This is a genomic window from Microbaculum mangrovi, assembly GCF_051390635.1.
In the GTDB taxonomy this organism is placed as follows: domain Bacteria; phylum Pseudomonadota; class Alphaproteobacteria; order Rhizobiales; family Tepidamorphaceae; genus Microbaculum.
In genome coordinates, this window is sequence record NZ_JBPODT010000002.1 from 781,005 (window position 1) to 800,289 (window position 19,285).

General features: G+C 64.0%; 23 protein-coding genes and 3 tRNA genes. 9 read left to right on the plus strand and 17 right to left on the minus strand.

Annotated elements, in window-relative coordinates; genetic code table 11:
- Positions 1 to 19: 19 nt before the first annotated feature.
- Together ACSF9G_RS10120 and ACSF9G_RS10125 are read right to left on the minus strand one after the other, a co-directional pair.
- On the minus strand, positions 20 to 916 hold the full coding sequence (locus ACSF9G_RS10120; protein ID WP_436641116.1) for an NAD(P)-dependent oxidoreductase: 897 nt from the start codon (positions 914 to 916) through the stop codon (positions 20 to 22).
- Positions 917 to 920: 4 nt separating this feature from the next.
- Positions 921 to 1,256 carry a carboxymuconolactone decarboxylase family protein gene (locus tag ACSF9G_RS10125; RefSeq protein WP_436641118.1) on the minus strand — a complete coding sequence of 112 codons (336 nt, stop codon included), beginning with the start codon at positions 1,254 to 1,256 and terminating at the stop codon, positions 921 to 923.
- A 119-nt stretch (positions 1,257 to 1,375) separates the two neighbouring features.
- On the opposite strand from ACSF9G_RS10125, the gene ACSF9G_RS10130 reads away from it, so the two are divergent.
- Positions 1,376 to 1,990 (plus strand): hypothetical protein, encoded by a 615-nt coding sequence (locus ACSF9G_RS10130; protein WP_436641120.1) that lies wholly within the window; start codon positions 1,376 to 1,378, stop codon positions 1,988 to 1,990.
- Between the two features lie 569 nt (positions 1,991 to 2,559).
- On the opposite strand, the gene ACSF9G_RS10135 is transcribed toward ACSF9G_RS10130, so the two are convergent.
- The 9 genes from ACSF9G_RS10135 to ACSF9G_RS10175 are packed head-to-tail and all read right to left on the minus strand — an operon-like array spanning position 2,560 to position 9,906.
- Positions 2,560 to 3,087 (minus strand): 2,4'-dihydroxyacetophenone dioxygenase family protein, encoded by a 528-nt coding sequence (locus tag ACSF9G_RS10135; protein ID WP_436641122.1) that lies wholly within the window; start codon positions 3,085 to 3,087, stop codon positions 2,560 to 2,562.
- A 10-nt stretch (positions 3,088 to 3,097) separates the two neighbouring features.
- Positions 3,098 to 3,802 (minus strand): SDR family NAD(P)-dependent oxidoreductase, encoded by a 705-nt coding sequence (locus ACSF9G_RS10140; RefSeq protein WP_436641124.1) that lies wholly within the window; start codon positions 3,800 to 3,802, stop codon positions 3,098 to 3,100.
- Between the two features lie 3 nt (positions 3,803 to 3,805).
- Complete coding sequence (locus ACSF9G_RS10145; RefSeq protein WP_436641126.1) at positions 3,806 to 4,723, minus strand: sugar kinase; 918 nt, start codon at positions 4,721 to 4,723, stop codon at positions 3,806 to 3,808.
- Positions 4,724 to 4,781: 58 nt separating this feature from the next.
- Positions 4,782 to 5,432 carry an RraA family protein gene (locus ACSF9G_RS10150; RefSeq protein WP_436641128.1) on the minus strand — a complete coding sequence of 217 codons (651 nt, stop codon included), beginning with the start codon at positions 5,430 to 5,432 and terminating at the stop codon, positions 4,782 to 4,784.
- Positions 5,433 to 5,450: 18 nt separating this feature from the next.
- Positions 5,451 to 6,092, minus strand: a complete 642-nt coding sequence (locus tag ACSF9G_RS10155; RefSeq protein ID WP_436641130.1) for a bifunctional 4-hydroxy-2-oxoglutarate aldolase/2-dehydro-3-deoxy-phosphogluconate aldolase — start codon at positions 6,090 to 6,092, stop codon at positions 5,451 to 5,453.
- The gene (locus ACSF9G_RS10160) at positions 6,086 to 7,054 is read right to left on the minus strand and encodes a C-terminal binding protein (protein ID WP_436641132.1); all 969 of its coding nucleotides are present in this window, start codon (positions 7,052 to 7,054) and stop codon (positions 6,086 to 6,088) included. Before ACSF9G_RS10160 ends, ACSF9G_RS10155 begins: the two co-directional genes overlap by 7 nt.
- Positions 7,055 to 7,076: 22 nt before the next feature.
- Positions 7,077 to 8,090, minus strand: a complete 1,014-nt coding sequence (locus ACSF9G_RS10165) for a DctP family TRAP transporter solute-binding subunit (RefSeq protein ID WP_436641134.1) — start codon at positions 8,088 to 8,090, stop codon at positions 7,077 to 7,079.
- 19 nt (positions 8,091 to 8,109) lie between these two features.
- Positions 8,110 to 9,396 carry a TRAP transporter large permease gene (locus ACSF9G_RS10170; protein WP_436641136.1) on the minus strand — a complete coding sequence of 429 codons (1,287 nt, stop codon included), beginning with the start codon at positions 9,394 to 9,396 and terminating at the stop codon, positions 8,110 to 8,112.
- Positions 9,397 to 9,408: 12 nt separating this feature from the next.
- A complete protein-coding gene (locus ACSF9G_RS10175; RefSeq protein ID WP_436641139.1) occupies positions 9,409 to 9,906 on the minus strand; it encodes a TRAP transporter small permease in 498 nt (165 codons plus the stop codon).
- 142 nt (positions 9,907 to 10,048) lie between these two features.
- Here ACSF9G_RS10175 and ACSF9G_RS10180 point away from each other — a divergent pair, with 142 nt between their 5' ends.
- On the plus strand, positions 10,049 to 10,729 hold the full coding sequence (locus tag ACSF9G_RS10180; RefSeq protein ID WP_436641144.1) for a GntR family transcriptional regulator: 681 nt from the start codon (positions 10,049 to 10,051) through the stop codon (positions 10,727 to 10,729).
- A 247-nt stretch (positions 10,730 to 10,976) separates the two neighbouring features.
- Here ACSF9G_RS10180 and ACSF9G_RS10185 read toward each other — a convergent pair whose 3' ends face one another.
- From ACSF9G_RS10185 to gloA, 3 genes are all read right to left on the minus strand, one after another.
- Positions 10,977 to 12,038 carry an acyltransferase family protein gene (locus ACSF9G_RS10185; protein WP_436641145.1) on the minus strand — a complete coding sequence of 354 codons (1,062 nt, stop codon included), beginning with the start codon at positions 12,036 to 12,038 and terminating at the stop codon, positions 10,977 to 10,979.
- 187 nt (positions 12,039 to 12,225) lie between these two features.
- Positions 12,226 to 12,300 (minus strand) — tRNA-Glu (locus ACSF9G_RS10190).
- A gap of 67 nt (positions 12,301 to 12,367) precedes the next feature.
- Positions 12,368 to 12,808, minus strand: coding sequence for a lactoylglutathione lyase (gene gloA, locus ACSF9G_RS10195; protein ID WP_436641146.1), 441 nt, complete (start codon positions 12,806 to 12,808; stop codon positions 12,368 to 12,370).
- 171 nt (positions 12,809 to 12,979) lie between these two features.
- Here gloA and ACSF9G_RS10200 point away from each other — a divergent pair, with 171 nt between their 5' ends.
- From ACSF9G_RS10200 to ACSF9G_RS10230, 7 genes are all read left to right on the plus strand, one after another.
- Positions 12,980 to 13,750 (plus strand): SIR2 family NAD-dependent protein deacylase, encoded by a 771-nt coding sequence (locus ACSF9G_RS10200; protein ID WP_436641148.1) that lies wholly within the window; start codon positions 12,980 to 12,982, stop codon positions 13,748 to 13,750.
- 137 nt (positions 13,751 to 13,887) lie between these two features.
- Entirely contained in the window at positions 13,888 to 14,460 is a 573-nt protein-coding gene (locus ACSF9G_RS10205) for a cold-shock protein (RefSeq protein WP_425256268.1), read from the plus strand.
- A complete protein-coding gene (locus tag ACSF9G_RS10210; RefSeq protein WP_436641149.1) occupies positions 14,457 to 14,939 on the plus strand; it encodes a DUF192 domain-containing protein in 483 nt (160 codons plus the stop codon). The genes ACSF9G_RS10205 and ACSF9G_RS10210 overlap by 4 nt, the downstream gene beginning before the upstream one ends.
- Positions 14,940 to 15,080: 141 nt before the next feature.
- Positions 15,081 to 15,157, plus strand: a tRNA-Pro gene (locus ACSF9G_RS10215).
- Between the two features lie 44 nt (positions 15,158 to 15,201).
- Positions 15,202 to 15,507: an ETC complex I subunit gene (locus ACSF9G_RS10220; RefSeq protein ID WP_436641151.1), complete on the plus strand. Its 306-nt coding sequence runs from the start codon at positions 15,202 to 15,204 to the stop codon at positions 15,505 to 15,507.
- Between the two features lie 39 nt (positions 15,508 to 15,546).
- Positions 15,547 to 15,623, plus strand: a tRNA-Arg gene (locus ACSF9G_RS10225).
- A gap of 189 nt (positions 15,624 to 15,812) precedes the next feature.
- A complete protein-coding gene (locus tag ACSF9G_RS10230) occupies positions 15,813 to 16,178 on the plus strand; it encodes a type II toxin-antitoxin system HicB family antitoxin (RefSeq protein ID WP_436641153.1) in 366 nt (121 codons plus the stop codon).
- A gap of 22 nt (positions 16,179 to 16,200) precedes the next feature.
- Here ACSF9G_RS10230 and ACSF9G_RS10235 read toward each other — a convergent pair whose 3' ends face one another.
- The 3 genes from ACSF9G_RS10235 to metC form a co-directional block, all read right to left on the minus strand.
- The gene (locus ACSF9G_RS10235; RefSeq protein ID WP_436641155.1) at positions 16,201 to 16,731 is read right to left on the minus strand and encodes an OsmC family protein; all 531 of its coding nucleotides are present in this window, start codon (positions 16,729 to 16,731) and stop codon (positions 16,201 to 16,203) included.
- Positions 16,732 to 16,899: 168 nt separating this feature from the next.
- The gene (locus ACSF9G_RS10240) at positions 16,900 to 17,868 is read right to left on the minus strand and encodes a DUF4424 domain-containing protein (protein ID WP_436641157.1); all 969 of its coding nucleotides are present in this window, start codon (positions 17,866 to 17,868) and stop codon (positions 16,900 to 16,902) included.
- Between the two features lie 56 nt (positions 17,869 to 17,924).
- Positions 17,925 to 19,115, minus strand: a complete 1,191-nt coding sequence (gene metC, locus ACSF9G_RS10245; protein WP_436641159.1) for a cystathionine beta-lyase — start codon at positions 19,113 to 19,115, stop codon at positions 17,925 to 17,927.
- Positions 19,116 to 19,285 lie beyond the last annotated feature (170 nt).

Here is a 19,285-nt window from a genome sequence, read left to right on the forward strand (position 1 = left end):
GCCGGAAACGCGAGGCCAATCAGTCCTTCACCGCCTTCGAGGCCCAGTACGGCGCCGCGCGGGTGTGGTCCGCGTTCGGCCCGACGCCGTCGCGGGCTTCCGCCCAGCGGTCGCGAACGAGACGGCTCACTGGCGCGTCGATCCCGATTTGCTCGCCGAGATCCGAGGCGATCCCGACATCCTTCGCCAACAGCCCGGCGGCGAAGCCGGACCCGTAGCGGCCGCTCAGGATCTCCTGCTTCAACAGGTTCTCCGTACAGAAGCTCTTGCCGGTCGAGACGTTGAAGATATCCGCCATCACGTTTGGATCGAGCCCGAAACGCTCTCCGATCAGGACCGCCTCGCTCATCGCGGCGAAGGAGGTCGCGGCGAGGTAGTTGTTGAGCGCCTTCATGGCGTGGCCGCATCCGAGCGGTCCGACGTCGAAAAGGCGATCGCCCATCGCCGAAAGGACCGGTCTGGCCGCGGCCACCGCGTCCGCTTCTCCGCCGATCATGATCGCCAGCGTGCCGCTCTCCGCGCGGACGACGCCGCCGGATACCGGCGCGTCGACGAGACGGATCCCGAGTTCGGCGAGGTCGTCGCCGAGCCTGCGGGTATCGACCGGCTCCGCCGAGCTCATGTCGATGACGATCGCTCCGGACTTGAGGTGAGCCGCCGCGCCGCCGCCCTCGGCCTCAAGCAACGCGTGACGAACCTCCTTGCCGGTCGGCAGCATCGTGACGACGAACGCGCAGTCGACCAGGTCCTTCAACGTGACGGAAGCAGTCGCGCCGAATTCGGCCGCGAACTTTTGCGCCCTGAGCGGATCGAGGTCGTAAGCGGTCACCACATGACCCGCGCGCACGAGATTGGCCGCCATCGGCCAACCCATGTTGCCGATGCCGACAAAGCCGACGTGTGCCTTGCCTGTCATGGCGTCAATCCAGTCCTAGTTCCTTCAGCACTTCCGATGCGGAGCGAAAGGCTTCGACCCCGCGTGGAATGCCGCAGTAGACCATGGCATGACGAAGCACTTCGCCGATCTCGTCCTTGGATACCCCATTGGCGAGTGCGCCTCGGACGTGGACCTTCAGCTCGTGCGGGCGACCCTGGGCGACCAGGATGCCGAGTGTCACCATGCTGCGGGCCTTGCGCGACAGTCCGTCCCGGGTCCATGTCTCGCCGAAGCAATAGCGGGTGACGACCTCCTGCATCGGCCAGACGAAATCGCTGGCCGCGTTGATCTGGTCTTCACCGCCCTCGGCACCCCACATGGCGTGGCGAACCTCAAGGCCGGCGGCAAATAGGGGATCTGCCGCCGAAACCGATTCCGCCCGCGTCTTTTTCGAACGGACCTTTGGGGAACCCGTTCGGTTCAACGCCTCATTTTTTTTTGGCGGCCGGCTTCCTGGCCGCCGGTTTCCTGGCGACCGTCTTCTTCGCGGTCGTTGCCTTGGCCGTTGTCGCCTTGGCGGTCGTTCTCTTGGCTGCGGACTTCTTTGGCGCGGCCGTCTTTGCAGCGGCCGTCTTTGCAGCGGTCGTCTTGGTGGCTGGCTTCTTCGCGGCGGCTGCCTTCCTGACTGCCGGCTTCTTAGCAGCGGTCGCCTTGGTCGCCGGCTTCTTAGCAGCCGTCGCCTTCTTCGCCGCGGGCGCCTTCGCGGCGGCTGTCTTGGCAGCGGGCTTCTTCGCGGTCGTGGTCTTCTTGGCGGCCGGCGCCTTCGCCGCCGCGGTCTTCTTCGCCGCCGCGGTCTTCGTTGCAGCCGGCTTCTTCGCGGTCGCAGTCGTCTTCGTCGCGGCGGTCTTCTTCGTGGCGGTTGTCTTCTTGGCTGCTGTCTTCTTTGCCGGTGCCGACTTCTTCGCCGCGCTGGCGACAGCCTTCTTCGCCGGAGCAGCCCGCTTGGTAGCGGTGGTCTTGCGAGCCGGGGTCTTTGAAGTCGTCGACGCGGTCTTCTTCGTCCTTGGTTTCGTGGCCATGTTCCTCGCCCTTTCAAGATCAGCGAATTGTTAGCCGTAGACTATTCGGCTAATCAACTGATTCGCTGGATTATGCGAGGAATTATGGCGAATTAAATGAATACAACGTAACCGCCGGCGCCGGGGAATGCCGCCGATTCTGCACGTTGCGAGAGCGATGACATGCCGCGTTGATGATTGCCGCGAGGTGTCGACAGCGGCACGGGCGCTCTCGTCTGGAAGCCATGTCCGGCTGCCTGGACGTGCGTCGGAGAAGCCAGCGGACGTCATGTCGATAGACCCGTTAGTCTTTGGAACAACTTGCAAAAACGGGAAAATCTGCGGTGCTCGTTTTGAGCCGAGATCTCCTCATTCCGGATTGGAGTTGCGCCAAAGTTTCCGCAGTCGATTGGCCTCGAACCGATGTCGTCGCCAGGTATTGGATTTCGGTTCACCTCGCTGATCCGATGATGTCGGGGGCGCGGTGTCCTACCAAGTGATTAGTCGATGGCCGAAAGGGTGCGGCGGTCCGGATCGGTCGCCTTCGAACAATTCCGCACCCTCTGCGGCGAGTGCCATCTTGCTACGCTGAATGGCGTCGGGTGACGCCGTTGCGGGTGCGGGTCAGCGGATGAACTGGTCGACGTAGTCCGCGCCGAGACCGACATCGGTGTAGTGCTTGCGGCACATCTCGATCTTGGTGAAGACGTCCTCGTATCCCATCGTCTTGCCATAGGGGTCGACGTAGAGCATGACGCCGTTCACTTGGAAGTAGGTGATCATCTCCTCGACATCGTCGGGCACGACGAGCGTGTGCGTCTCACCGGGGGGCTCGAAGACGTAGCCGCCCTCTCGCGCTTCCCAATCGTGTTCGAGGTAGTACCAGCGTCCCTTCAGGACAAACCCGTGAACGGGCTGCGGATGCCGGTGTCGCGACAGGACGCCCGACTTGCGCACGCGCAGCAGGTTCATCCAGTACCCTTGCGAGCGGTTAAGGCAGAGCGGTCGGAAAGACACGTTTTCGGCCTGTGGAACCCAGATCCGCTCGTCCTCCGCGATCGCGTCGGGAATGACGATCTCGTCCTGCGCGTCCTGGGGGAAGGGCAGTTGGTAGGGCGTTCGGGGATTGGTGTCAGACGTTTCGACGGGCATGGTGTTCTCCTCACATCGCGGAATAGCCGCCGTCGACGGGGTACACGGCGCCGGTGACGAACGAAGCATCGTTCGACAGGAGCCACGCGACCAATGCTCCGACCTCGGCCGGCCGTCCCCAGCGGTCCATGGGTGTACGTTCAAGTATCGGTTTGTTGCGTGCCGGATCGGCGCGCAACGCCTCCGTCATCTCGGTCTCGATCCAGCCGGGTGCGACCGCATTCACGCGTATGCCCTCGCTCGCCCACTTTCCGGCAAGTGCCTTCGTGAGTTGCGCGACACCGCCCTTGGAGGCGGAATACGCCGGGACGAGCGGTCCCCCGAAGTAGCTCAGCATGGACGCCGTATTGACGATCGCGCCTTTGGAAGCCGAAAGCAGTGGCTGCGCCGCGAGGCAGGTCCTCATGGTCCCGGTCAGATTGATGTCGATCACGGTCTCGAACACGTCGATCTCGTATTCGGCACCGCGCGCCAGGATGCCGGCACAGTTGACGAGGGCGTCGAGCCGGTCGATTCCGGCAAAGAAACGGTTCACCGCAGCCGTGTCACGAACATCCAGTACGGCGCAGCGCGTTCCGGGATGGTCGGCCGCGTAGGTTTCCACTTCCTCGCGTCCGACGCCTGTCGCGGTAATCGACCAGTCCTTGCCGGCCAGAACGTCGGCGATCCCCGCACCGATGCCGCGGGTGCCGCCGATGATGACTGCGTGTTTCAATGGTCAGTCCTGTTCCTGCAGAAAGGCATCGACGGCGTCCTTGCGGGGCATTGGCGCCACGGCGCCATAGCCGAGGGTGGACAATGCGGCCGCGGCGTTCGCGAAGCGGGCGGCGGTGAACGGATCGTCTCCCGCGACGACCCGGGACAGGAAGGCGCCGTCGAAGGCATCGCCCGCCGCGGTGGCGTCGACGGCAACGACCCGTCGCCCGCCGATCCGCCGGCGTTCTTCGGCGGTCGCGATCAGCGTGCCCTCCGGGCCGAGTGTCAGGGCGACAACCCCGCAGCCCAACCCGAGATAGAAGTCGGCGATGGCGTCGGGATCCTCCAGCCCCGTGAGCTGTCGGGCGTCCTCCAGCCCGGGGAGGGCGATGTCGGCGCGGGCCATGGCCGCATGCGTCACCGCCCGGGCCCGTTCGATCGGCCATAGCTTGAGGCGCAGGTTGGTATCGTAGGAAACCCTGCCGCCTGCCGCCTTGACGATCTCGATCGCCGAGAACACCGCGTCGGCCGCCGTCGTAGAGATCGCCTGGCTGATACCCGAGACGTGCAGGATCCTGGCGGCCTTGAGCGCATCGACCGGAAGGTCGTCGGGACCCATGCGGCTGGATGCCGAGCCGGCGCGGAAGTAGCTGAACTCGTGCCCGTCGGGTCCGTGCGTGACGAAGTAGATGCCGGTGTGGGCGTCGGACACCTGCCTGACGGTCGTGGTGTCCACGCCCTCCGTCCGCCACAGAGCCATGAACGAGTTGCCGAAGGTGTCGGCGCCGACATGGGTGATGTAGCCGACACGCGCCCCCAGCCGTGCGGCGGCGATCGCACAGTTGGATGTATCGCCGCCGTGCCCGGGCAGATAGTTGCCGTCCGGCTTCTGGTTGAATTCCAGCATTGGTTCGCCGAGGCAGAGAATGTCGGGTGTCATCGGACGTGTCCCCTCGTTGACGGATGCGCGGACGGCAACGGCATTCTTAGATCCGGCCTTAGATCCGGCCGTACCGGGCCAGACCGTCGCGCAGCGACTTGCTTTCGATGATCAGCTTGGCCTGCTCGGCTTCGCGCATGTCGATCTCCTGCGCCATCTCGAGGACGGCCTCGGCGTGCTGGCGGGGAACGACGACGACGCCGTCGATGTCGCCGACGATGATATCGCCGGGATGGACGATCACCCCGCCCATGTCGACTTCGATGTTCGAAGCCAGTGTCTTGGCGCGACCCAGCGTCGTGCCGGGGCACACTGTCCGCGAATAGATCGGGAAATCGTAGTCGCGCCGGATCTCGACGATATCGCGGATGCCCCCGTCGAGCACCGCCGCCTCGTGTTTGTTGGCGACAGCGCCGGCGGCCATCAGGCCGCCCCAGATCGCCACGTCGACCTTGCCGTTGGTCGAGATCACGATGACGGACCCCGCGTCCGCCTCGTCGATCGCGTCCAGTGCGTGCTGCGGCGGCACGAACTCGTCGGTGGGCCCTTCCAGGACCGTAACGGCCGGGCCTACGATCTTGTTTTCGTTGATGCGCGGGCGGATCTCGTGACTGAGAAGACCGGATTTGCCGGCCACCTTGTCAACGGCGTCGGCGACCGAAGCGGTCGCGACTTTACGGAATCCGGCGACGAGTTCGTCTAGGGTCATGTCAGTGTCCTCTTTATTTCAGGCTTGAAAAAGTTGAATGGCGGACAAGGCGGCTCGGATCTGCTCGCGCGCTTCGTCGATGCGTCCCGCTTCGAGTGCCTTCGCCGGTAGCAGGTTTCCGCCTATGCCCACGCAGATTGCGCCGGCGTCCAGGTAGGCCTGGGCGGTCTCGGGGGAGACGCCGCCCGTCGGCATGAGAGGGATGTGCGGGAACACCGCGCGAACGGCCTTCAGGAATCCCGGTCCGCCCGCCGCGTCAGCCGGAAAGACCTTGACCACCGTTGCTCCGGCTTCGGCGTGATGAAGGATCTCGCCGGGCGTCATGGCGCCTGGAAGATATGGGATGCCGCCCTCCAGGGCCGATCTGGCCGCGGCATCGCTCCAGCAAGGCGAAACCAGGAACGCGGCGCCTGCGCCGATGGCGGCGTCCGCGTCGTGCGCCGAAAGCACGGTGCCGGCGCCGATGCAGGCACTCGGGAACCGATCGCGCAGGGTGGCGATCAGCGCGATCGCGCCGGGCACGGTCATCGTTATCTCGAGTATGGAGACGCCTTCCGCCGCCAACAGGCCGCATGCCTGCTCGGCAATCCCGGGGTCGTCATGGCGGATGACGGGCACGACGCGCGCGGCCCGCAATCTGTCGATGAAACGATCTACCATCGGTTCACCCAGCTCATCGGCGGATCTCCGGTCAACACGCGCTTCACTTCACTGGCGGCGTTCGTCTGGAGCACCGCGACGGAGCGTTCCGAGTACCAGGCGGTGTGGTCGGTAATCACCGTGTTGGGTGCGGAAAGCAGAGGATTGTCCGGCGAGACGGGCTCGGATTCGAACACGTCTATGCCGGCGCCGAAAACCCGGCCTTCGTGCAATGCGGCGGCGAGGGCGGCCTCGTCGACCAGTCCGCCGCGGGAAACGTTCACGACGACGGACTGGGGTTTCATCAGCGCTATGTTCCCCGCGTTCAGGATGTGGCGGGTGTCTGCGGTCAGAGGCGCGTGGAGGCTGACGACATCGGCCAGCCTGCACAGCGTGTCGAGGTCCACGAGGTCGACATCGGCGGACGCCGCGTGCGCCGAGCTCAGATGCGGATCGAAAGCCAGGACGCGCCCGAAGCCGAGGGCCCGGAACTTCCTGGCCGTGGCCAGACCGATGCGGCCGCAGCCGATGAGGCCCAATATCGAGTTTTCGCGGCTCGGAATTGTTTCGCGTTGTCCGATGCCCCACTTGCCGAGACGCACGTCCCGGTCCCGTCCCGGGATGCGGCGCTGGACCGACAGATACAGCGCCAGGGCATGCTCGCTGACCTCGTTGTCCGCGCCGTAGTCGGGGATGTTCGCCACGTAGATGCCCCGGCTCGACGCACAGTCCAGATCGATATTGTCGACGCCCACCCCGTAGCGGACGACGACCTTTAGGCTCGGGCAGCTATCGAACTCGGCGGCGGTCACGGGGCGCTCGCGCACCATGACCGCCACCGGATCGAGCTCCCGCAAGGCGGAGACCGCGTCGCTGCCGACACCCACCGGGACGACCCGGACATCCTGCTCCGACAGGATGGTCCGCTCGGTGTCGTAGGTGGCGTAGCCCGGCTCCAGAACGGCGACCGTTCGAGTCGGCATGACGTGGACTCGCTGCTCCTGCTTACTGGTTCCGATAAGCCTCGACCGCCGCATCCAGGCGATCGGGCCATTCGGCGCCGATTTCACTGACGACGAATTCACGCACCTTGGGCTGTGCCGCGGCGCGGAACTTGGCTTTCTGCTCGGGGCTGACCGGAACGACCTCCATGCCCTTTTCGGACAGGATCGCCGTGGCGTTGGCATCCTGTGCCGCGGTCATGCCGCGGTGGATCGTCTTGGCAATCTCAACGCACTGGCTGACGGCCGTCTTCTCGGCGTCGCTGAGGCCCTGAAAGAAATCCTCGGACATCAGATACGCGTGCCAGCTGAACACGTGGCCATCGAGCGAGACGTATTTCTGGTGCTGGTACAGGGACGCGTTGACGATGTTGGTCACGCCGTTCTCCTGGCCGTCGACCACGCCTTGCTGCAGCGCGCCGGGCAGTTCCGGCCACGGCACCGGGGTGGCCGACGCGCCGAGGCTTTCGACGAGCGTCACCCAGACCGGGGCCGTCATGACGCGCATCTTCAGGCCTTCCATGTCCTTGGGCTCGGCCACGGGGCGCACGTTGTTGGTGAAGTTGCGCACCCCGTTGTCGGCCACGCCGAACATGCGGATGCCGGTCTTGGCCAGCATGTCTTCGGCCATGGCGTCGCCGAACTCGCCATCCATGACCGACCAGGCCATCGCCTGATCGTCGAAGATGTACGGGATGGCGAGGACCGAGAACGGCTTGTAGACCGCCGAGATCGGGCCGTCGTGGACGGCGGCCATCTGGACGGTTCCGAGTTGCAGGCCTTCCATGATCTCCGAGCCGCCGCCGAGCTGGGAAGCGGGGAAAATCTGGACGTCAATCGAACCCGACGTCTTGCCCTCGACGCAGCTCTCGAAGGCCAGCGCGGCCGCGTGCTTCGGCGAGCTCAGGTCCGCGGACTGGAAATGCGCGTATTTGAGGTCTTTCGAGAAGGCAGCCGACGTGCCTGCGATCAGGCCGATCGCGGCGGTTGCCATAAGGATTTTTGACGTGTGTTTCATAACAATCCTCCCTTTCAGTTCAGTTGGCGAAGCCGAACAGGTTCGGCACGAAGGTGCTGATGCCGGGCACGAGGATGACCAGCATCAACACGATGAGTTCGGCGAAAAGCAGCGGCAGCACGGCCTTTGACAGCGCCTCGATCCGGAGCTTGCCGACTGCCGCGATGACGAAGAGAACCGGTCCTACAGGCGGCGTGATCATGCCGATGGTGAGGTTCAGGACGAGCATCATCCCGAACTGCAGCGGGTCGATCCCCGCGGAATAGGCGATGGGGCCGAGGACCGGCGTCAGGATGATCAGCGCGGGCAGGGTGTCGATGAAGAAGCCGCAGACGAGAGCGAAGCCGGCCAGAATGAGCAGGATGCCGATCTTCGCGTCGGTGAAGCCGGTAATCGCCTTTGCCAGTTCCTGGGGAATCTGGAGATAGGTCAGCAGCCAGGCGAAGATCGATGCCATCGCGACGATCAGGAAGACCGATGCGGTGACGACCGCTGCGCGCGCGAAGGCGTCGTACAGCCCTCCCAGGGTGAAGCCGCGCGAGACCAGCCCCAGCAGCAGTGCGTAGGCCGATGCGACCGCCCCGGCTTCGGTCGGCGTGAAGATGCCGAGCAGGATGCCGCCCAGGATGATCGCGGGCATGATGATCGCGGGCAGGGCGGCCAGCGTGGCGTCGCGCAGTTCGGCGAAATCGGCGCGGGTTTCGCGGCCGCGATAGCCGTACCGGGTCGATACGATGTGGTTGGCGATCGCCAGGCTCAGCCCAAGCAGAACGCCCGGAACGATTCCCGCCAGGAACAGACCTGCGACCGTCACGCCGTTCGTGGAAATGGCGAAGATCACGGCCAGGATCGAAGGCGGGATGATGGGGCCGATGGTTGCGGTGGCCGCGGACAACGCTCCGGCATAGTTCTTGTCGTAGCCCGCCTGGCGCATCATCCGCATCACGATCGCCGACGGTCCCGCCGCGTCGGCGAGGGCCGATCCGCTGATGCCGGCAAACAGCATCGAGACCAGGATGTTGACGTGCCCGAGCCCGCCGCGCAGGTGGCCGACTAGGGCGTTGGCGAACCGCAGCAGTGCGTTGGTCAGGCCGCATGCCGTCATCAGCTCCGATGCGAGGATGAAGAACGGCACCGCCATGAGCGGGAAGCTGTCGATCCCGGCGAACATGCGCTGTGTCGCGATCAGCGGGTTCACAGACCCGTCGATCAGGACCGCGGTAATGCCGGCGATCCCCATCGTGAACGCCACCGGGACACCCAGAAACAGGGTCGCGAAAAACAACAGGATGAGGGTATTGGCCACGGCTCAGGACACCTATTCGACCGACGCGACACCGGCCTGAATTTCGAAGTCCTGCGCGACGAAACGCTTGGCGAAGAACGCGAGCTGGACGAGGAAGAGCGCGCATCCGATCGGGATCGCGAGGTAGGGGATCCCGCGCGAGATGCCGGTCGACATCGTCTCCTTGTCCCAGCCGAATTCGACGAACCGGATTCCGAGCCAGCCCATTACGCCCATGAAGATGAACATCACCGCGACGATCGCCCAGCGCAGCGCGAGCTCGTATCGGCGTGGAAGCATGATCGGCAGGGTATCGATGGCCACCAGGCGGCCTTCGCGCAACGCCAGCCCCGCACCGCTGAAGGCGCCGAGGATCATCAGGTGCCGTGCGACTTCCTCAGCCCAAGCAAAGGACATGTTGAAGCCGTAGCGGCCGACCACGTTGATGAAAACGATCGCGAAGACCATCGCCAGAACGATCGCGACCAGGGCCCGATTCAGCGCGACGATCCAGCTCTCAAGGGCGCGCAACGCCACTCCTCCCACAGTGCATTCTTGTTCGTTGAGCAAAAACTGGCATACAGTATGCCACCTGTCAACGCGAACCTATATGTGCTACGCGTCACCCTGCGCGTTGGCCAAGGTGCCCGCGCGCCGGCGAAAGGAACGAGCCATGAAGTCGTTAGATCGCCCGAAATCGCTGACGGAACTGGTGACCGAAACCCTTCGGGACTGGATCGTCAAAGGTGAACTGGATCTCGGCAGTCACCTGTCCGAGGTTCGTATCGCCAATGATCTCAAGGTCAGCCGAACCCCGGTACGCGAAGCGATCAACCGCCTCGAGATCGAGGGGCTCCTGACCGTCAGGCCGCAGCGCGGCACCTTCGTCTTCTGCCTCGAGCCGGACGAGCTGGCCAAGCTTTGCGACGCGCGTGTCTGTCTCGAGACCACGGCGATGGCCGCCGCGATCCAGACGAATCCGGAGCGGCTCTACGCCAGTCTGCTGGATTGCGCGACGCGCATGACGGACGCGCGCAGGCGTGACGATGTCTCGCTGTACCTCGCGCTGGATACCGAGTTCCACCAGCACCTGCTGAATTGCTCCGGCAACCGGTTCCTGAACGACGCGTACCAGACCATAGCGCCGAAAATGGCGGCCCTGCGAAACCGGTTGGGGCGGCACCCGGACCACCTGGCGAAATCCTATCGCGAGCACCTGGATCTGGTGGAGGCCGTGAAGGATCGGGACACCGACCGGGCTCTGGAAATCCTGAAGTTGCACATCGACCGGAAGGAAGGATCCTACTGGAACGACGCGACCAGGGTTCCGGAACTGCATTCCGTCGGCGACTGACCGTCTTGGCCGCGCCGACGCCAAAGGCGGTCGGGGGCAGGGCGGCTTTGACCGTTCAGCCAGGCCTTCGCGGCACGTCGGATCATTCTAGCTAAGGTAGCTGCAGCATGCTCTCGATGCCGGTCAGCCTCTCGCGGAGAGAGTTTTCCCGTCTAACTCGCGGGTTCGGGCGCGCCCCGATAGGCGGGCCGCTTCGCGAGAAACCGGCTGGACAGCCGAATGCCCGGTCTCTCCACCGCGTGATAGATCAGGCCGGACAGGGCCAGCACCGCCGCGACATAGATGACACGCCCAGCGGGGCGGGTAGATCGGCGATGCCGTTCCGCCGAAAGAACGTTATCAGTGGCTGATGCGTGAGATAGGCGGCGAAGGAGACGTTGCCGAGCCAAACCATCGGCGCACTCGACAGGAAGCGGGACAGGTGCCCGTGTCCGCGCGCGATGATCACGATCAGGCCACAGAACGCCGGCGCCATGATGGAGGCACCGAGCCACGACCAGACGACTGGCCAGATTTGGTTGTGGATGTCGATCATGATGGACCGAGTGACGACCAGCAGTCCGGCCACAGCCACCACGGCGGCGACCTCGTAAGCGGTCCAGCGCGCCGTTCCTCCGGAACCCGGCCCAAGAGCCCGCGTTCTGATCAGCACCTCGCAGAGCAGGATGCCGGCGGCGAACTCGTACAGGCGCGGTATTGGATTAATCGCGCCAAGGCCGTGGGCGTTGCCTCGGATGCTCGGGTCGAAAAGCACGAGCTGTGCAAAAACCAGCCACGCCGCCACGACGGCTAGGACGACCATGAACGTCGCGCCCGCCCGCCGTGCCATCCAGACACTCAGCAGCGGGAAGAAGACATAGAACACCAGTTCGGTGGAGATCGACCACGACGGCCCGTTCCATGCGTAATAGACGGTCATGTTCGGGACCCAGGATTGCTGCAAAAGGGCGACGGCAGCGATGCCCGGCCAGCCGATGGATTTCAGCATGTTGGCCATGACGTTCGGATAGAACACGAGCGCCGCAAGGGCGAGCACCGTCACGTGTGCCGGCCACAGCCGAAAGAAGCGGCGGGCCACGAAGCGCCAGTATGGAATGGCGGCGATCTTGTCCCGGTAATTATAGTGCAGGATGAAGCCAGACAGGCAGAAGAAGAAAGACACGCCGTTCCCGAGATTGACGGCGGACAGGGCGCCTTTCTCGATCCAGAGCAGGCCTTGCAGATGGTGGACCACGATCATCGCGGCGGCGATGAAGCGCAGTCCCGTCAGACCTTCGATGCGTGGACGGGCGGTGCCGGGTGATGTCATGGCGTACAGAGCTTAGTGCCCGGAGTCACGGGCTGCAATTCGCGATTGCAGCGCTTTACAGGCGCTTGAGGGGCGCGCCTGAAAGGAGCCCATCCCGATCTTGTCCGCGTCATCGAACGCGCAACTCGAAATGCGGGTGACGTGTCTAACCTTCCGCCGGATGGGTATCTAACCTTGCCGAAAAGTGTGGCGCTCCCTAGGGGAGTCGAACCCCTCTTTCCAGATTGAAAATCTGGCGTCCTAACCGATAGACGAAGGGAGCAGCGCCGGGACGGATATAGAAGGGATTTGCGCCGCCTGCAACAGGGTGTCGGCCTAAAGGGAAAAGTTCACCACTTGCCGGTATTTGGCATCGACGCCCAGGGCTCTGCTTTCGGCAATGCCTCGCCTTTTTGCAGTAGCTCGATAGAGATATTGTCCGGCGAGCGCACGAACGCCATCCGGCCGTCGCGCGGCGGACGGTTGATGGTGACGCCGGCGGCCATCAGCTTCTCGCAGGTCGCATAGATATCGTCGACGACGAAGGCGAGGTGACCGAAGTTGCGCCCCTCGTCGTAGGATTCGGGATCCCAGTTGAAGGTGAGCTCCAGCATCGGCGCGCGTTCGTCCCGCGCCCGCTCCACGTCCTCGGGGGCGGCCAGGAAGATCAGCGTGAAGCGACCCTCGGGATAGTCGTTGCGGGTCACCTCGACCATGCCGAGCTTGTTGCAATAGAAGTCGAGCGAATCGTCGACGTCGGTGACGCGGACCATGGTGTGAAGGAATTTCACGTTGAGCCTCCCTGGGCTTTCGGGCGGGGCGCGGGCATCTTTCGTCCCGAGCGTTCGACGGGCAAACTAAGGCGGGGCCTGCCCGGAGCCAAGACCCGTAGAGCCAAGACCCGCAGAGCCAAGACCCGCAGAGCCAAGCCCCCCGGCGGGCAAATCAGTTGGACGGAAGCGATGGGACTGATGGACAATCTCGAACCGCCGGCCAAGGCGCTCATCCGCATGGTGCGCGACGCCGAACGCGTCGTCGTGTTCACGGGGGCCGGCATCTCCACCGAATGCGGTATTCCGGATTTCCGCAGCCCCGGCGGCCTGTGGACGAAATACCGCCCGATCGAATTCCAGGACTACATGTCGTCGGCGCAGATGCGCGCCGAAGCATGGCGGCGCAAGTTCGCCATGGAGCCGGCCTTCCGCGCCGCGCGTCCGGGCCGCGGCCACAACGCGATCGCGCATCTGGTGCGGATCGGAAAGGTCCGGCACGTCATCACGCAGAACATCGACAATCTGCATCAGATGTCCGGCGTGCCGGAGAACCGCGTCATCGAGCTGCACGGCAACGCGACCTACGCCCATTGCCTCGACTGTGGCCTGCGTCACGAGATCGACGACATCCGCATGGCGTTCGAGGCGACGGGCGAAGCGCCCGGATGCCGCGCCTGCGGCGGCATCGTCAAGACGGCGACCGTCTCCTTCGGTCAGGCGATGCCGCAGGAGGAGATGCTGCGCGCCGAAGCCGCGACGGAGGACTGCGATCTGTTTCTGGCGATCGGGTCGTCGCTGGTCGTCTATCCGGCGGCGGGTTTTCCACTGATGGCGAAACGAAACGGCGCGCGGCTCGTCATCCTCAACCGTGAAGCAACCGACCTGGACCCTTACGCTGATCTCGTTGTCAGCGAAGATATCGGGTCGGTCCTGGAGCCGTTATCCACACTCAACAACTGAAACGGTCTTGATCACAATGCTTCGTCGATTTGGTCTTCCACGAAGATGATGCGATGATATTCTCCTATCGAATCGGGGGCGATCAGAGGGCGGCGGCTGACGTCGTCAAACGTCGCGTAGAGACGTTGGAGTCTGGAATGGGGGCCAAGCACACGCCAGAAATAGGCGTGGCCATAGAGCCAAGCGAGGAAGGGTCTGTCGACGTCATCGAAATCGTCGGCACGATCAAATGGTTTGATGCAGGCAAGGGGTACGGTTTCATCGTGCCCGACAATGGTCTGCCGGACGTGCTTCTGCATGTAACCTGCTTGCGGCGCGATGGCTACCAGACAGCATATGAGGGCGCGCGCATCGTGTGCGAGGCCCTCGATCGTCCGAAGGGACTGCAGGCCTTCCGCATTGTCTCGATCGACGAGTCGACAGCGGTTCATCCCGCCCAGGTTCCGCCGCGCACCCATGTCAACGTCACGCCGACAAGCGAATTCGAGCGGGTTGAGGTGAAATGGTTCAACCGCGTTCGGGGCTATGGCTTCCTTTCGCGCGGCGAGGGGACGCCGGACATCTTTGTCCACATGGAGACGCTGCGGCGATTCGGTTTCACCGAGCTGCGTCCCGGGCAGACCTTGCTGGTGCGGTTCGGCAACGGCCCGAAGGGCCTGATGGCTGCGGAAATCCGTCCCGACGGCGGCGGCGGTCCGCCATCCCATTGACCGCGATAACGAACACGTATCGGCGGGGGAGCGCGGCGTTTGTCGCGCTTCTTGCGTTCTGGCTGGTGCTTGCGACCCTGCCGGCGGCCGCGTTCGAAAAGTCCAGTCTCGTCATCGAGACTGAAAGCGGCACGCATCCCTTCACCGTGGAGATGGCGGTGACGCCGCAGGAGCGGGGCCAGGGCCTGATGTTCCGTCAGTCGATGGCCGACGACGCCGGCATGCTGTTCGACTTCGGTGTCGACGAAGAATCGTCGATGTGGATGAAGAACACCTACATTTCGCTCGACATGGTGTTCATCAAGGCCGACGGCACCGTGCATCGCATCGCGCGGAGCACGACTCCGTTTTCGCTCGATATCGTGTCGTCGAAGGGGCCGGTGCGGTCCGTGCTGGAACTGAATGCCGGCGTCGCCGACAGGATTGGGCTGAAGCGCGGGGATATCGTCCGACACGAGATGTTCGGCAACGCCGAATAGCCACCTGAAACTACTCGGCGGGCGGCATGGAGACCGGTCCCGGTCGCGACCCAGCAGGCGGAAGTGGATCGTAGTCGTCGTGGCTGCTTGCGGCGGAGGCGTTGAAACGCTAGATACCCGGATACCTTTTAGGGGGCGGCTCGGGGTATAGCTCAGCCTGGTAGAGCACCTGCTTTGGGAGCAGGGGGTCGCAAGTTCGAATCTTGCTGCCCCGACCAATCGACCCCGACCACGAACGAGCCGGAGCTTGGGAGTTCGAAACATGTCGGCGCGGATCTTCAAGCCTGCCAAGACGGCGATGCAATCAGGCAGGGCCAGGACCCAGGAGTGGGTGCTGCAGTTCGAACAGGAAGTCCCCCGTTCGCTCGAGCCGCTGATGGGCTACACCAGCTCGGCTGACATGAAGCAGCAGCTGCGGCTGACCTTCCCGACGAAGGAGGCGGCCATCGAATATGCCGAGCGCAATCGCATTCCCTATTCCGTGACCGAACCGCACGAGCCCAGGCGCCGCAACATCGCCTATTCGGATAATTTCCGGTACAACCGGATCGGCCAGTGGACACATTGAACCAGCGGCTGTTTCGTCAAGGGGCATGCCCCGATCGACGGCCCCGTAGCTCAGCTGGATAGAGCGGCAGCCTTCTAAGCTGCATGTCGCAGGTTCGAGTCCTGCCGGGGTCGCCATATATTTCAGCGAGTTATGCTTGTTTTGTGAAGCGCCGCGCGAACATCGTGGCGCGAGCGGCCCGAAGTCGACGTGTGATCGTCATCGACACGACATCATACGGCCATGACGATCGGCGATAGTGCGTATCGGTGGCGCGGCGCCGGCAACGGCCGGTCCCGAAGAGGGGCTGCCAGGGAGGCACTACGATGACTGGATACATCGCTTTGATTCATTATCCGCTCGACGGCCTCGAATGGTGCGTGAGCTTTCCCGATCTTCCGGCATGCCGATCGTCGGGACGCAGCCTTGACGAGGCGACGGCCAATGCACAGCGTGCGTTGACCGAGCATCTTTCCGAATGGCTGATGTCCGACGACCTGCCGCCGCCGGCGCGAACGCCCGGCGAGATGCTTTTGGCGGCGAATGACGATCCGCAACTTGCCCGTCGGATGGTGGGCGCGGTGCTCCGGGCGATCGACCCTTACCCGGGCACGACATTGCGCCACGCTGCGGCCGGCGTAGCCGCCCAGTACGGCTTCTACGGAGAGGAAAGGCCGCGCCGGCGCGCTTGAGGCGCCGGTCACGGTTGGGCAATCAGTTATGCAACTCGGTCATCACTTCGACCGGGCGCCCGAGGATTGCCCCGACAGGCGACGTCGCCTTCACCGCTTCGTGCAGCTCGGCAATCTGCTCGGGTGTAGCGTCGGGTGCCTTTAGTTTCACCGTTGCGCGGACGTTCGTGTAGCCCGGACAGCACTGCTGCGGAGTCTGCAGACCCAGGAACGCGTTGAGGTCGAGATCGCCTTCCAGGTCGATCTGGATGTCCTCCAAATCGATCCCGCGAAGTGCGGCATTGGCCGCGTAGCCCGTCGTCAGGCAGCAACCGTATGCGCCGAGTACAACCTCGACCATATTGGGTCCTGTATCGGATCCGCCGAGCGCAGTCGGCTCGTCCATTCCAATCGTGAAGTCGCGGATTTGCGCCTGGCTGCGAAATCCGCCGAGCCATTGGGTGCTCGCCTTCCAAACGGTCTTCCCGACCTCGGGGTCCTCCTTGATTGCGTTGATCAGCCCCAAGAGGGCGTCCTGATCGAAGTTTTTCTCGTTGGTAGAAGGTGTCGTCATTGATCCTCGTCCCCTGGAGCGCCCCGTTGTCGCTTGCCCGCCGCGCTCCGTCTGGCTATTGCCGAATGTCGGGTGCGCTTTTGTTGTTGGTTCAAATACTGCGCCCGAACTTGCGCGCCGGCAATAGCGATAGGGACGTGCGCCGCCCGGCGCATCGCGGTCCGGCAGCTACCGGGGCGGCGACAGGTAGAGGATCTCGATGTCCCTGTCGGGCACGTAGTCGGTCGCCGTGAACTCGAACTGTGTCGGGGCGATCTTCTTCAGGCCGTCAAGGCACAGGGAGACCAGCCAGTTCGGATCCGACTTGTCTACGATCAGCCGGAATCGCCCGATCTTTCCCTGCCAGTTGCGCGCCGTCGTCAGGATGTAGGACAGACGGTGCTCGATCAGGTAGTCGCCGCCGGATTGCTGCAGGCGCTTGCGGATGGCCGATTGCGTCGACGCGTCGATGCAGTAATCGCCGACATAGCCGGACGGGTCGCCCGGATCGAAGACGTAGTCGCCGAAGAACCCCTGACCGATCACCGGACGATAGCGATGCTCGATGACGGTCTCGGCCATCGGCGGAAACGCCTGCTCCCAGTAGAACACCGTCTCAAGCGTCCAGAACGGCTGTAGCGGGTCGTGCGGTTCGTAGGAATGCCCGACACCGAGACGCCGCAGGTCCGCTGAGGCGGATGGCTCGAGCGCCGCGAGTGCGGCGTAGGTCTTTTCCGAAAACGGATTGAGCGGGATCGCCAGGCTGTCCAGAAGCTCGGTGCGATCGATGCCTTGCGCGATCGCCCGGCTGTCGATCTGGATATCGACAGGCTCTCCGTTCACGATCACCTCAAAATCGACGAAGTTGTCGCTTTCGGGCGACGGGATGTCGACTGGCGCCTCGAACAGGTCCGCCATGTCGACCTCCGGCAGGGGGAAGGCGACGAGAAGCCGGATCGGTTCTTCCGTCGTGTTGCGGAACACGTAGCGCACCGCGACCTGGTTCGGCGAAAGAAAGAGATCTTCTTGATCGAGCACGATGTCCCAGTTGGGCACGAGCTGAATGCCGCCCGCACCGAGCACGGCGGAGGAGTCGTTCGCCGTGGCCGGTGCGGCCAGGCCGGCGGCTAGCAGAAATGCAGCGATCGGCTTGCGCATGGTCGATCTCCCGGACAGATCCGGCCGATCCTAGCGCGATTGCGGCTTCGGTCCCATCAGGCTCCGCCGCCGGCCTTGCGCCAGCGTTCGAGGCCGGCCTTCAGGTCTTCGATGATGTCGGCGGTGTCCTCGAGGCCGATATGGAAACGTACGGCCGGGCCGTCCGCGTGCCACGTCGTCGCTGTTCGAACCGCCCGTGGATCGAACGGCAAACACAGGCTCTCGTACCCGCCCCAAGAGGCGCCGATGCCGAACAGCTCGAGGCCGTCGAGGAAAGCGGCGAGTGCTTCCTTCGGTCCGGGATTCATCACGACGGAAAATAACGACGTCGCGCCCTTGAAGTCGCGCTTCCAGAGCGCGTGGTCCGGATGGCTCTCCAGAGCCGGATGCAGCACGCGCGCCACCTCCGGCTGGGTCTCCAGCCATCTGGCGACCTCGATCCCCGCTGCCATCTGCTGTCGCAGGCGGACCGACAGCGTCCGCAGTCCGCGCTGTCCCAGCCACACCACGTCCGGGCCCGCGCATTCGCCGACCATTTGCCAGGTCGCCTTGAGCGCCGGCCACGCCTTCTCGTTGCCGGTGACCGTGCCGAGCATCACGTCCGAGTGGCCACCGATATATTTCGTCGCCGCATGGATCGCGATATCGACCCCGACTTCGAGCGGGCGGAAGAACAACGGGGTTGCCCAGGTGTTGTCGATGATGGTCGCGATGTCATGTTCGCGCGCGGTCGCGACGATCGCCGGAACGTCCTGGACCTCGAAGGTATGCGAGCCCGGAGACTCGAGAAAGATCACAGCGGTCTCGGGCCGGATCAGATCGGCGATGCCGGCGCCGACACGTGGGTCGTAATATTCGACCGAAACGCCGAACCGCGTCATGATGCCATCGCAGAAACTGCGCGTCGGCGCATAGCAGGAGTCCGTCACCAGCAGATGGTCACCGGCCTTGAGCTGCGACTGCAGCGCGATGGCGATCGCGGCGAGGCCGGACGAGGCCAGGACGGTTCCGGCGCCGCCTTCGAGCAGGGTCATTGCGGCTTCGAGAGAATCCGTCGTGGGGCTGCCGTAACGCCCGTAGGGATAGCGGGCATCGCGCCGCTGGAAGTGCGCCACGTCGGGGTAGAGGACAGTCGATCCGCGATACACGGGTGGATTCACGTATCCGAATTGCTCCTCCGGGGTGCGCCCGACAGTAACGATGTCCGTGTCGATCCGGTGTGAGCGCTTGTGATCTTTTATTCCCATTGTGCCTAATACTTCTCTCGACTTTGCGGTTACTGACGTTCCCGGTAGTGATGCGGCAGGACCGAGAGCCTTGACCAGAGGGTCATAATCGCCTGTGATGCGCAGGTCTGGCCCGACCGTGGTTCCTCCGGGGCCTGTGCGGGCCACTCACCAGTGGGGGAGTGATAAGG